12 protein-coding genes are annotated in these 14,055 nt (G+C 45.2%); all 12 read left to right on the top strand.

Annotated elements, in window-relative coordinates; all coding sequences use genetic code 11:
- The first annotated feature begins 3 nt into the window (after window positions 1-3).
- Window positions 4-3,066 carry an efflux RND transporter permease subunit gene (locus C4S38_RS07625; RefSeq protein WP_103983226.1) on the top strand — a complete coding sequence of 1,021 codons (3,063 nt, stop codon included), beginning with the start codon at window positions 4-6 and terminating at the stop codon, window positions 3,064-3,066.
- Complete coding sequence (locus tag C4S38_RS07620) at window positions 3,063-4,403, top strand: TolC family protein (RefSeq protein WP_099463959.1); 1,341 nt, start codon at window positions 3,063-3,065, stop codon at window positions 4,401-4,403. The genes C4S38_RS07625 and C4S38_RS07620 overlap by 4 nt, the downstream gene beginning before the upstream one ends.
- Window positions 4,404-4,521: 118 nt before the next feature.
- A complete protein-coding gene (locus tag C4S38_RS07615) occupies window positions 4,522-5,313 on the top strand; it encodes an O-methyltransferase (RefSeq protein WP_103983225.1) in 792 nt (263 codons plus the stop codon).
- A gap of 11 nt (window positions 5,314-5,324) precedes the next feature.
- The gene (locus C4S38_RS07610; RefSeq protein WP_103983224.1) at window positions 5,325-5,888 is read left to right on the top strand and encodes a cob(I)yrinic acid a,c-diamide adenosyltransferase; all 564 of its coding nucleotides are present in this window, start codon (window positions 5,325-5,327) and stop codon (window positions 5,886-5,888) included.
- Window positions 5,889-5,959: 71 nt separating this feature from the next.
- The gene (locus C4S38_RS07605) at window positions 5,960-6,181 is read left to right on the top strand and encodes a DUF2795 domain-containing protein (RefSeq protein WP_005633363.1); all 222 of its coding nucleotides are present in this window, start codon (window positions 5,960-5,962) and stop codon (window positions 6,179-6,181) included.
- Between the two features lie 153 nt (window positions 6,182-6,334).
- Entirely contained in the window at window positions 6,335-7,279 is a 945-nt protein-coding gene (locus C4S38_RS07600) for a PorP/SprF family type IX secretion system membrane protein (RefSeq protein ID WP_103983223.1), read from the top strand.
- Window positions 7,280-7,282: 3 nt separating this feature from the next.
- Window positions 7,283-8,707 carry a T9SS ring complex lipoprotein PorK/GldK gene (porK, locus tag C4S38_RS07595; RefSeq protein ID WP_103983222.1) on the top strand — a complete coding sequence of 475 codons (1,425 nt, stop codon included), beginning with the start codon at window positions 7,283-7,285 and terminating at the stop codon, window positions 8,705-8,707.
- A gap of 41 nt (window positions 8,708-8,748) precedes the next feature.
- Window positions 8,749-9,792 (top strand): type IX secretion system motor protein PorL/GldL, encoded by a 1,044-nt coding sequence (gene porL / locus C4S38_RS07590; RefSeq protein ID WP_234999320.1) that lies wholly within the window; start codon window positions 8,749-8,751, stop codon window positions 9,790-9,792.
- A gap of 29 nt (window positions 9,793-9,821) precedes the next feature.
- Window positions 9,822-11,390 carry a type IX secretion system motor protein PorM/GldM gene (porM, locus tag C4S38_RS07585; RefSeq protein WP_103983221.1) on the top strand — a complete coding sequence of 523 codons (1,569 nt, stop codon included), beginning with the start codon at window positions 9,822-9,824 and terminating at the stop codon, window positions 11,388-11,390.
- Between the two features lie 4 nt (window positions 11,391-11,394).
- The gene (porN, locus tag C4S38_RS07580; protein ID WP_103983220.1) at window positions 11,395-12,483 is read left to right on the top strand and encodes a type IX secretion system ring subunit PorN/GldN; all 1,089 of its coding nucleotides are present in this window, start codon (window positions 11,395-11,397) and stop codon (window positions 12,481-12,483) included.
- Window positions 12,484-13,099: 616 nt separating this feature from the next.
- Window positions 13,100-13,711: a DUF6261 family protein gene (locus C4S38_RS07570; RefSeq protein ID WP_146059460.1), complete on the top strand. Its 612-nt coding sequence runs from the start codon at window positions 13,100-13,102 to the stop codon at window positions 13,709-13,711.
- A gap of 21 nt (window positions 13,712-13,732) precedes the next feature.
- Window positions 13,733-14,055, top strand: a 323-nt coding sequence (locus C4S38_RS07565) for a hypothetical protein (RefSeq protein WP_146059459.1), incomplete at its 3' end; no start/stop codon positions are given.

Below are 14,055 nucleotides of genomic sequence, written 5' to 3'. Positions count from 1 at the left end.
TTTATGGCCAATATATCTGAAACCAGTATTAACCGCCCGGTACTCTCCACAGTAATGATGCTTGTCATCTTACTGTTTGGTTTTATCGGCTACCGTTTTCTGGGTGTGCGTGAGTTCCCTAGCGTAGACCAACCCATTATTTCCGTAAATGTTTCCTATCCGGGAGCAAATGCCGATGTTATCATGAACCAGATAACCGAACCTTTGGAACAGAACATCAACGGTATTCCAGGTATCCGTTCGCTAAGTAGTGTCAGCAGTCAGGGTAGTTCCCGCATCACTGTAGAATTCGAACTTTCAGTAGACATGGAAACTGCTGCCAATGACGTCCGCGACAAAGTATCACGTGCACAACGTTACCTGCCCCGCGATTGTGACCCTCCCACTGTGTCCAAAGCAGATGCGGATGCATCTCCCATTATGCAGATTGCCATACGAAGTAGCAAACGCTCTTTGATGGAGTTAAGCGAAATAGCAGAACTTACAGTAAAAGAGAGGTTGCAAACAATCGAAAATGTGAGTGCCGTAGACATCTGGGGACAAAAACGTTATTCGATGCGTCTTTGGCTGGATCCGATCAAAATGGCAGGATACGGCGTTACGCCGCTGGATATCAAAAATGCAGTAGACCAGGAAAACGTGGAACTTCCGTCCGGCAGTATTGAAGGGAATACAATGGAACTATCTATCCGTACCCTGGGATTAATGCATTCGGCCGAAGAATTCAATAATCTCATCATAAAAGAGAATGAAAATAGTATCGTACGTTTCAAAGACGTAGGCCGGGCAGAACTGGCTCCGGAGGATTTGCGCAGCTTGCTGAAAAAGAACGGTGAGCCGATGGTAATCGATGTTATTATCCCACAACCAGGAGCGAACCACATCGAAATTGCCGACGAAGCCTACAAACGTATTGAACAATTGAAAAAAGATCTGCCTGAAGACGTTACGGTAGAGATGATGTACGACAACACGCGTTTTATCCGTGCCTCCATCAATGAAGTTCAACAAACTATTTACGAAGCCTTCATCCTGGTAGTGTTAATCATCTTCCTATTTTTGCGTGACTGGCGTGTTACATTGGTTCCTGTAGTGGTTATCCCCGTATCACTGATTGGCGCTTTCTTTGTTATGTACATAGCGGGATTCTCCATAAACGTACTAACCATGTTGGCCGTCGTACTTTCGGTAGGGTTGGTAGTAGACGATGCTATCGTTGTTGCCGAAAACATCTATGTCCGTATAGAAAAAGGTATGTCACCCAAAGAAGCGGGTATAGAAGGCTCCAAAGAGATATTTTTTGCCGTTATTTCCACCACAATCACACTGATATCGGTATTCCTCCCCATCGTATTCATGGAAGGGATGACCGGGCGACTATTTAAGGAATTTAGCATTGTTATTGCCGGCTCTGTGGCTATATCTTCTTTTGTAGCCCTCACATTTACACCGATGCTAGCAACCAAGCTATTAAAAAAGCGTGAGAAAAAAAATTGGCTGTACAATAAGACCGAACCGTTTTTCGATGGCATGAACCGCATCTATTCGAAGTCTTTGAACGGATTCTTGAACCATAAGTTGTGGGCTATACCGATTGTTATTATTCTATCCGGCTCTATTGGTTATTTCTGGAAAAATATTCGTTCGGAGCTTTCTCCTTTGGAAGACCGCTCCATGATTTCCGTCAGCATGCGTGGCCCGGAAGGGGCTACATTCGAATTCATCCGCGATTATGCCGACCGTATCGAACAAATTGCCGACTCTGTCGCCCCCGAACGCCAGGCTGTTATGACCCGTTCATGGAATGGGGGAGGCTCTTTAAATCTCATCTTGCCGGATATAAAAGACCGTACTCGTTCGCAAATGGAGATTGCCGATGTACTGTCCGGAGAAGTCGGAAAAGAAACAAAAGCGCGTGCATTCGTACGGCAGCAATCTACTTTCGGCGGGCGTCGCGCCGGTATGCCCGTGCAATATGTACTACAAGCGCCTACCTTAGAAAAGTTGCAAGAACATCTACCAGCATTCATGCAAAAGGTGAATGAAAGTCCGGTTTTCCAGATGGCCGATGTAGACTTACGTTTCACTAAACCGGAAACGCGTATTATTATCGACCGCGATAAAGCTTCTTTGCTGGGAGTAAGTACGCGTAATATTGCGCAGACATTACAATATGCCCTGAGCGGCCAGCGAATGGGGTATTATTATATGAACGGAAAACAATATCAGATACTAGGCGAAATAAACCGTCAGCAACGAAATACACCTTTAGACCTGAAATCCATTTATGTACGTAGCAATAGCGGAGCTATGATTCAGCTTGACAACGTGGTTCGTTTGGAAGAAAACGTGGCGCCTCCGCAATTGTACCGGTATAACCGCTTTGTATCAGCCACTGTCTCCAGCGGATTGAACAAAGGATATACGATTGGTGACGGGTTGGATGAAATGGATCGGATCGCAGGCGAAACATTAGACGGAAGTTTCCGTACGGCTCTTTCGGGAGAATCCAAAGAATTCCGCGAAAGTTCTTCCAGCTTGATGTTTGCTTTAATTCTGGCTTTATTAATGATTTATCTGGTACTGGCAGCTCAGTTCGAGAGTTTCAAAGATCCGTTGGTCGTTATGTTCACAGTGCCTTTAGCCATTTCTGGAGCCCTGATATTTATGAGTTATTCTGGTATAACCATGAACATATTCAGCCAGATAGGTATTATTATGTTGATTGGTCTGGTGGCTAAAAACGGTATTCTTATCGTAGAATTTGCCAACCAACGGCAGGAAGCCGGGGCTAGTCTGCCCGAAGCTATCCGGGTAGCAGCAACGCAACGCTTACGCCCTATCCTTATGACCAGTGTCTCAACTATTCTTGGACTAGTTCCCCTGGTATATGCTACAGGCGAAGGAGCACAAGGACGTATAGCTATGGGGGTTGCAGTAGTAGGAGGTATGCTGGTTTCTACCTTACTTACTTTATTCATCGTGCCGGCCATGTATAGTTTTATTTCCACCGACCGGGAGAAAAACAACAAAGAACAGTTACCTGTTAACAATACTACAGTATGAAACGATTCTTTATAATATTATCATTTGTTTGTGCCATACCTACTATGTACGCACAACAGACATTCAGCCTGAAACAATGTATTGAAACCGGATTGGAACGAAATTATTCCATCCATATTATCCGTAACGAACAACAGATAAATAACAACAATGCAACTTTAGGAAATGCAGGTTACCTCCCTACGATAGATATGGACGGAGGATTCAGCGGATCGCTCAATAACAACAACAATAAACTTTCGGACGGCAGCACCGAAAAAAATAATGGTGTACATAACGAAACGGCCAATATTGGGCTAAACCTCAACTGGACTATTTTCGATGGGTTCGGCATCCAGGCAAATTACTCAAAATTGCAAGAACTGCAACGCATGGGAGAACTGAATACCCGAATGACTATTGAAGATTTTGTTGCCAATCTCTCAAGCGAATATTACAACCTGATACGGCAAAAGATTCGTTTAAACAATCTTCGCTCTACATTAGACCTATCACGTGAACGTTTGCGTATTGTGGAAGAACGCTATTTTATCGGCTCTATGTCACGGTTAGACTTACAACAGGCTAAAGTCGATTTCAACGCCGACAGTTCCAACGTCTTGAATCAACTGGAGGTAGTTCATACTTCACGTATCCGTCTGAATGAATTAATGGCCTTGCAAGATGTCGAGGAAGAAATACAGATAAAAGACTCATTAATTTATCCGAATCCTTTTTTAGATGAAGTGGAATTATGGAAAAACACTTTAGCTACCAATGCCTCCCTACTGATCGCACAAAAGAATAAAACATTATCCGAACTAGATTATAAGAAGATCAAAAGCCGTAATTATCCATACGTAAAAATGAATGCAGGATATGGTTATACGGCCAATTGGTATGAAGTAGGAACTACTGATTTACAAAAGCGTCTCGGACTGAATTACGGCCTAACGGTTGGCATTAATATTTTTGACGGTTTAAACCGCCGCAGGGAACAACGTAATGCCCGTATCCAGATAAAGAATCAGGAACTACGTACCCAGGAGCTGGAATTATCTTTACGGGCTAACCTGAGTAATTTCTGGATGGCTTACCAGAATAACCTTCAATTATGGAAACTGGAAAAAGAAAATCTGGTAGCAGCCCAGGAAAACTACCGGATTGCCATAGACCGCTATAAATTAGGCGAACTATCAGGAATAGAGCTTCGCGAAGCCCAAAACAGTTTATTGGAAGCGGAAGAGCGTCAGTCTATCGCCGAATATTCCACTAAGATATGTGAGATATCCTTACTACAACTTAGCGGACAGATTCTGAACTACATAGCACCCGATCCCGAAAAAGCCAGCGAATAAGAGAGTAACGATCCTGACCATTTTATAAAAAAAGCTCTGGTGTTTTTATAAATCATCCCGATGACTAGGAAATGATCGGGAAGTTCGTACTTTTGCACTCAATCGACGAATTATTACAATGCAAATCATACCCAAAGCTAATACATGGAGAAAAGGACTGCTTCTGTATCGTGGCCTACGCTACAGGAAAGGTTTCGGGGTACACTCTCCTTTTGTGTTCAATCTGATAACCAAAGTTATCGAAGAGAAATGCCCATATTATAGCTTCTACGATATAGAACTCATCCGAAAACAGCTCTTATTTAAGGAAGAAATTGTTACTTACCCTGACAAACGGCAACAAGAAAAAATAAAAAGCCGCACCATCGCCCAGGTCGTGGAGCGCGAGGCCATAAAACCTAAACACGGAGCTCTGCTTTTCAGATTAACCAACCATTTTAAATCAGTAAATATATTACAGTTAGGCCCTGCCATGGGTTTATCTACATTATATCTTACCTCCTACGCCAACGGATTGAAATGCATTGCACTGGAAAACATTCCAGCATTTGCTTCCATTGCCCAATGGGTATTCGGCAAGGCTTCTCATAACACAATAGATCTTCGTACCGGTTCCTATAAAGAATTGCTTCCTCAGGCATTGAAAGATCTTGATAAATTAGATTTTGTATTTTTCAACACTTTGTATGAACAACAAAATAATATCTGGTTGTTTAATGAATGTATAAAACATATTCATAACGACACCGTTTTCGTATTTGAAGGTATTAAATCGAGCCGTAAAATGCGGAGCTTCTGGAATGAAATATGTGCACATCCCGAAGTAACGGTTACTATCGATCTGTATTCTTTAGGTATCGTTATCTTCAATAAGAAATTACACAAACGAAATTATATAGTATATTTTTAAATATATAGCATATGGAAAAGAGCATTATTTATACAGGTACAGGCGACAAAGGAACCACTTCACTGGTAGGAGGGCAACGCGTCTCAAAAGCGCATCAACGCATTGAAAGTTATGGAACGGTAGACGAATTAAACTCTTTTATCGGCCTGCTTATGTCTTCATTGGAAGACCAGAAAGACCTGGATTTCCTGTCATTCATCCAGCATAAACTGTTTACTATCGGCTCTTATTTGGCAACAGACCAGACCACCACCGAGCTAAAGATAGAAAGCCAGGTAACCCCGGAAAGCATCAAACGTATAGAAGATGAAATAGACCGGATAGATGGCGACCTGCCGAAGTTACGTAAATTTATCCTGCCGGGAGGATGCCGCTCTGCCGCATTAGCCCATGTATGCAGAACCGTTTGCCGTCGGGCAGAACGGCAAATTTACCGTTTGACAGAAACGGCTGAAGTAGAAGAACCTGTATTAATTTTTATAAACAGACTATCTGATTACCTGTATGTTCTGGCACGAAAGGAATGTATCAGAAATAATGGTAAAGAAATTATATGGGATTATACTTGCAAGTAAGAAATAATGTTTTATTTTTGCGCAAAATTTGAAAACCGGACTGCTACGGCAGTTATTAATACTTGACAGCTATGTATTGGACTTTAGAATTAGCTTCAAAACTGGAGGACGCACCCTGGCCAGCTACCAAGGATGAACTTATTGACTATGCACAACGTTCAGGTGCACCCCTGGAAGTAATCGAAAACTTGCAGGAAATGGAAGATGAAGGTGAAATTTACGAGTGTATGGAAGATATCTGGCCCGATTATCCAAGTAAAGAAGATTTCTTCTTCAACGAAGAAGAATATTAAGTCTGTTGATAGTTGACTATCGACAACTATTCAATAAAGATAAAACACGAGGTAGAGGCTTTCAGTCCCTGCCTCGTTCGTTTTTTCACGGGGAAATACAATTTATTGCATTTTTTGCAGTTACTATATACGTGTAGCCCCCTAAGAATGATTATGAAGAGAATTTTTCTGCTTATCATACTACTTTGTACCTGTACTAATATTGTACGGGCACAATATGACGCGCAGTTCAGCCAGTACTTCCGGGCCATGGGATATTACAATCCCGCCTATGCCGGTACGACTGAAGATCTTAATCTTTTCTCAATATATCGCCAGCAATGGTTGGGCATACACGGTGCTCCAGGCTCTTTTTTCGTATATGGGGATATGCCTCTTACCTTAGGGAAAACCAACCATGGAGTAGGCCTTTTAATATTTACCGAAAGTGTAGGTTTATTCCAAAACACCCACGTTTCAGGTCAGTATGCCTATAAGCGAAAACTATTCGGCGGAACTATCAGTGCCGGTATTCAGTTCGGTATCGTCAACCAGTCGTTCGACGGTACGAATGTATATATCCCAGAAAGCAATTTCCACCAACAAATAGACGGAGCTATTCCTACCACAAAAAGCCAGGCTATGGCTTTGGACATGAACTTCGGTCTGTACTACACCCATAAACACTTTTATGTAGGACTTGGAGCCTCGCACTTAACCGAGCCGGAGTTGCAGCTTGAAGAAAATTCCTATGTTTTTATCGGCAGAACGTTTAATTTGACCGGTGGATACAATATTCAGTTAAAGAATCCGTTGTATGAATTACAGCCGTCAGTATTCCTGTTGACTAACTTCCAAAGTTACCACACAGATATTACCGCCCGGTTGGTATATAATAAAATGTTTAATGGAGGTTTTTCCTGGCGTATAAACGAATCGGTGGCACTCCTTTTAGGAGCAACGATCGGACGCTTCGATGTAGGATACGCCTACGATTTCCCAACTACCATATTGGGAAAGGCTACCAGCGGAAGCCACGAAGTGATGGTGAAATACAGGTTGAAGTTGAATAAAACGAAAACAGGAAAAAACAAACACAAAAGTGTACGTATATTATAGTATATGAAGAAAGTATTATTAGTACTTATGGCAGTAGCCTTACTCTCCTCATGCGGAAAATCGCTAAGAGGCGGAGGCGGTGAAGTAACAGGTGTAAGAACGGTTGCCTTCAACGAACCGTCACCTTATGGAATGGTATTGATTAAAAGAGGTTCTTTTGAAATGGGACCGTCCGATAAAGATTCGTTATGGGGAACCACGCCTGAAACCAAAGGGGTTTCTTTCGACGCATTCTGGATGGATCAGACCGAAATAACCAACTCCAAATACCGTCAGTTCGTCTACTGGGTACGCGACTCCATTATTCGCGAACGTCTGGCCGACCCTGCTTACGGAGGCAACGATCTGTTCAAGATTACCGAAGACCGGTATGGCGAACCTGTAACTCCCCATCTGGACTGGAACCGTCCTATTCCTTGGAAGCGTCCTAACGAAGATGAGCTACGTGCCATTGAAAGCGTATACTACGTTAACCCCATTACCGGCGAAAAGAAACTGGATGAAAAGCTGATGAACTTCAAATATGAATGGTATGACTATACAGCAGCAGCCCTTCGTAAGAACCAGCTTGACCCGAATGCCCGCGTACGTAACACTGATATTAAGGTAGATCCGAACGAAGTGGTTATGATCTCAAAAGATACAGCCTACATCGATGACGAAGGAAACATTATCAACGAAACGATCACCCGTCCGTTGAGTGGCCCGTGGGACTTCCTACACACTCGAATAGTGAACATCTATCCTGATGAGACATGTTGGGTAAATGACTTCAACAATGCTTATAACGAGCCATACATGCGTATGTATTTCAACCACCCTGGATATGACGACTATCCTGTAGTAGGCGTTTCTTGGGAAATGGCAACCGCATTCTGTGTATGGCGCACCAACCTGTATAAAGAATCATTAAATTTACCGTCAGGACAAGCTATCGAGCCATTCCGCCTGCCAACCGAAGGCGAATGGGAATATGCAGCCCGTGTAGGTAAAAACGACCGCAAATTCCCCTGGATTGGCGATGGTTTACAAAGCAGCAAAGGATGTTTCTTAGGAAACTTCAAACCCGGCAAAGGTAATTATACAGAGGACGGACACCTGATTACTTCGCGTGTAGGTTCCTTCTCTCCGAACGAGTTTGGTTTGTACGATATGGCCGGCAACATAGCCGAATGGACTTCAACCTCTTATTCGGAATCAGGCCCGAGCCAAATGAGCGACTTGAATCCGGACTTGCGCTATAACGCAGCTAAGGAAGACCCTTATGCTATGAAGAAAAAAGTGGTACGCGGCGGTTCATGGAAAGATGTGTCACAATTTGTCCGCTCCGATATGCGCACATTCGAATACCAGAACGAAACCCGTTCGTACATCGGATTCCGTTGTGCACGCACACAGATCGGTTTCTCACGCTCCAAAGGCAAATAAATAAAATAAGGTTTATGAATCAATTAAGACAATAAAATACGATGGGAAAGTATAAAAGATACAAGAACAGATTGGAAATGTTCCTCTCCAGTGATAAAGGAAAACGCGTATTGAACTTCCTCTACAGTTGGGGGGCTTCTATCGTTATCCTGGGTGCCTTGTTTAAACTGTTGCACTTGCCGTATGCCAACCAGATATTGTTTGTGGCAATGATAACCGAATCTATTGTATTCTTTATCTCAGCCTTCGAGCATCCGTCAAAAGAATACCATTGGGAAGACGTATTCCCTGTACTGAAATCAAAAAACCCGATGGATCGCCCGGACTTTTCGAACACTACCATCGCAACCATGATAAATTCTACCGACAATATGGAAGACGACGACGACAGTGCTCCTTCCAAAATCAATATCTCGGCTACGGCTTCAAAAAGCGTATCCGGTCTGGGTGCATTGGACGTATCTGAAGAAGACACAAAGAATTTGTCCGAAAGCATCAAAAAGCTAAGCGGAGCCGCCGAGCAGATTTCCAAGATGGCAGAGCTTACCGAAGCTACCCAAAAATACCTGGAACAACTTTCGGGCATGTCCGACAACATGGAACGCTTCAGTCAGGTGACCAACTCGCTTACAAACGTTTCCGACACGCTGCTTAACTCATACAAAACAATCACAGACAATTCGGACGGTATCAACCAGAATTCACGCGGCTATGTGCAACAGATGGAACTGCTCAACCGTAACATCTCCGGCTTGAATACCATCTACGAAATACAGTTAAAGAGCATCAGTTCGCAAATCGAATCGATCGAACATATCAACGGCGGTTTGAACCGTATCCGCGACATGTATGACGGGTCAGTAGTAGACAGTTCCGTATTCCGCAACGAAACGGAAAAGATGACCCGCCAGTTGGCCGAACTAAACAATGTATACAGCCGCTTGTTGCAAGCAATGACCGTAAACATGGGAATGGGTGCCGCACAACCGGCTTATCCTCAACAAGGCTATCAACAGCCATACGGTTACCAGCCGCAGCAGCAACCCCCTTATACAAACAATCCCGGACAACAGTCCGCCAGATAACAACTCTTTTAATATAGAATAAGAATACAATGGCAGGAATATCAAATAATCCCAACTCGCCCCGTCAGCGCATGATCAACCTGATGTATCTGGTGTTCATCGCTATGATGGCACTCAACGTGTCGTCCGAGGTGCTCGACGGCTTCGAGCTGGTGGAAGGTAGCTTGCGAACCTCTATAGACAACACCTCACACCGCAACAAAATAGTGGCCGGTGAGATGGATACCTATTACCAGTCGAACCCTGAAAAGGTGCAAGTCTGGTACGAAAAGAGCAAACAGGTGCAACAAGCATCCGACAGCCTCTTTAACTACATACAAGACCTGAAAGTACGTATCGTGAAAGCAGCCGACGGCGAGAATGGCGATGTAAACAACATCAACTATAAAGACGATCTGGAAGCCCCTTCACGCATCATGCTGTCTCCTATAAACGGAGAAGGCAAGAAGCTGAGAACCTCAATAGACAATTACCGGGTTATGATGGGCAACATGATAGACGATACGGTAAAAACACGCATACTGGAAGCAAACCTCAGCACCACGCCGCCTCACAAAGCAGGTATCAACACCCGCACCTGGGAAGAAGCCCTTTTTGAGAATATGCCGGTAGCCGCCGCCGTTACACTGCTTACTAAAATACAAAGTGACGTACGCTATGCCGAAGGCGAAGTATTGTCCAATCTGCTGAGCAGTGTAGACGTAAAAGACTATCGCGTAAACCAGATCACCGCACAGGTTATCCCGCAAAGCCAGATCGTGATGCGCGGAAGCCAGTATAAAGCCAACATCGTACTATCGGCCGTAGACTCGACAAAGCGTCCTACCATATACGTAAACGGCAATGTGTTGCCGGAAGCAAATGAGGGCGTGTTCACCGTCAACACCGGCGCCACCGGAACATTCCCTATCAAGGGATATATTGAAATGCCCGGAGGAGACGGCAGTGTGATGCGTCGCGAGTTCGAAAGCGAATACTTCGTTACCGACCCGATGGCCAGTGTTGCTCCAATGCTGATGAACGTATTATATGCCGGAATAGCCAATCCCATCCGTATCGCCGTGCCCGGCGTACCGAGCGGTAATGTTACGGCCACCATGACCAACGGCACACTGACACGCAAGGGAGACCAGTGGGAAGCCCGCCCTTCGAAAGTAGGAACAGAAGCAATCATATCGGTAAACGCCCGCATGGCCGACGGCCGCAATGTAGAAATGGCAAAGACCTCTTTCCGTGTACGTGCCCTGCCCGATCCGCTGCCTTTCATCGAATACAAAGACCAGAACGGCAACATGCGCAAGTTCCGTGGCGGTATGATAGCCAAACGTAGCCTGGTAGAAGCCGACGGCATACAAGCAGCTATAGACGATGATCTGTTAAATGTAAAATATACGGTATTACGTTTCGAACTTACCTTCTTCGATTCGATGGGCAACGCCATCCCCGAAGTATCGCAAGGCACGAACTTCTCCGAACGGCAAAAAGATTATATCCGCCGTTTGAGCAAGGGCAAACGTTTCTACATTACCCGTGTAGTAGCCAAAGGCCCGGACGGTATCGAACGTACCATACCTACCATTGAAGTAATTGTAAACTAAAGATATGAAACGTTTTTATTACATACTCGCCCTTGTTGGCGCCCTGTTTATAAGCGGCACCCTGCAAGCCCAGGAAGAACAAGGCGGCGCTAATACGCAGCAAAGAAGAAGCCCCCGTGCCACCCGTGGTGAACGCGAGGTAAAAAAAGATAGCAACCTGCCCGAACTAACCGTCCGTGCCCAGGAAATGAATGAACGCATGACACAGGAGATAGGCAATGCCCCCTGGATGCGTGTTATCTACCGCCAGATAGACCTGACAAAAGAGCAAAATGCCCCGCTCTACTATCCGGTACGTCCTATGAACGGACAAATGAATCTTTTCTCCGTTATCTTCCAGCTATTGAGCGAGAATAAGATTAAGGCATACGAGTATCTCGATGGCTACGAACAATTTGACGAAGCCCATCAGGTAAACTTCAAAGAATTGTTAGACCGTTTCTATATCCTGTATGAAGAAGTACCGGCTAAAAACGGAGGCGAACCGATGTTTGTTATCAACGAAAGCGACGTACCCTCCGAAGATGTCAGATCCTATTACATAAAGGAAGCCTGGTATTTCGACCAGAACAACTCTGTATTCGATGTAAAGACACTGGCTATCTGCCCGATCCTTACTTCCAACGGAGACATGGGAGAAACTACCATGCCGATGTTCTGGCTACCCTACGAAAACATCCGCCCGTATATCAATACGGCTTACATCATGACATCTAACATAAACAATGCCATGACGTTTACGATGGACGACTATTTCCGCCGCCGCATGTTTGACGGCGAAATCATCAAGACTCAAAACCTGATGAACCGTCCTTTGCAAGCCTACTGCCCTACCCCCGACTCTTTGAAACGCGAACAAGACCGTATCGAGGGCCAGTTGGTAGCATTCGAGAAATCCCTTTGGTTGCAACCCGACACCGCACAAGTAGTAGATGCCAAGGCCGACAAGAAGGCACGCAAAGCATCCGTTCGCGGCAACTCAGGTGCTTCAGCCGAAAAAGCCCCGAAAGCAAGCAAGGAAAAAACAGTAAAGACAAAAGCTCCGAAAGCCGAACGTTCCGCTCCCGTAAAAAGCGTACGCCGCAGACGATAATAATTTATAAATCCCTATCTTTGCCCCCGCAACATCTCATAAACAAGATGAAATACATTCCTTGTATAAGACATATATCTGCGGAACATACATGTTCCGCAGTCCTTCTTCATGAAGAAGGATATTTTGCAAAAAAAACGTAACCTTTCCTCCACCCGCCTTTTTCACGTAAAAAACAATCAAAACATAGCAGGCTGCAAGGGCAGCCTGCCCAAAACGTGTGTCCGTACCACACGGAAAACCTCCGTACACCTACAAAAGTATCACCAACGCACCGGCGGAGCCTCCGTACACCTACAAAACCATTACCGGAGTAGCTGCGGCCATTTTGTAGGCCTGCAAAACCATTACAGACGAGCCGGCAGCCATTTTGTACCCCTACAAAACCCTTGCCGGAGCTCCGGTGATACCTCCGTACACCTACAGAGCCTCTACAGAACAGATTTCTCAATTTTCAACCTAATATTAACTCTTTAAATTCAAAGTTATGGAACAAACAAAAGCGATCGGAACCGTTTCACGCTCACGACTGAGCAACGCGGCACACCTGGGTATGAACGAGGAAATAAACCAACGCCTTACACCTCTAAGCGTGGCAGACACCAAGATCAGCGAAATGCGAAAAACCTACGCCGATGCCATTGCACGGGAACAAGACTGTGTGAACCGCATCACAAAAAGCGCAAGCACAGAACAACTGGAAAAACTGGACGCAGACAGAGACCTCACCTTCCGGTTCATGGTAAACATAGTGGAAGCCTACTGCATCTGCCCCACCGAACAACTGCAACTGGCAGCCAAACGGCTGGATGCCATCTTAGGAGCCTATCACGCACTCAACGAAAAAGCCTTCAGCGAAGAAACAGCCGGGATAGACGGACTGCTGAACGACCTGGGAGGAGATGCTGCGAAAGCGGACATCGAACTGCTGAAACTGGAAAACTTCGTAAGCCTGCTGAGCCAACAAAACCAAGACTACAAAGACCTGGACCGGACACGCACGGACGAATACACGGCACGTGTAAAAGTAGAAACCTCCGAAGCACGCAAAGCAACAGATGAAGCGCTGGATGCGATAGTACGCCGCGTAAACGCCATGCAAGAAATGGAACCGACACCAGAAACCGTAGCCTTTATAGACGCCGTAAACCAGATCTACAAAAAGTACTCGGACCTGATTGCGGCAAAAGCCGACAAAAACAAGAAGCCAGACACGCCGATTGTATAACCCCCTTTACACACATTTTATATGAAAAAGAACAACAACCCTCGGAACCCGGCCCTCGCGGCCGGTTTCCTGATAATGCTGGCAATGCTGCCTGCATTGACCGCATGCAACGACGACGATGACGGACTGGAAAAAGACCCCACCACAGGACACACCCTGACACTTACGCTCAAAACCGGTGTAGAAGCCATACCGGAGACGAGAGCGCTGATCCGAGAAGCAGACCCGGAAAGCGAAGCCGCGCAAGCTGGCTTCTGCTACGAACTGGTATCGAGTGATACTGACAGTTGTTCTGCGGATATGCCTTCCACCAAAGCGCCAACAACGCTGAAGAACGTCTACGC

The organism is Parabacteroides chinchillae (assembly GCF_900108035.1).
Classification (GTDB): domain Bacteria; phylum Bacteroidota; class Bacteroidia; order Bacteroidales; family Tannerellaceae; genus Parabacteroides; species Parabacteroides chinchillae.
The sequence above is the reverse complement of the archived record's forward strand: the minus strand, read 5'-3'. Positions and strand labels throughout refer to the sequence as shown.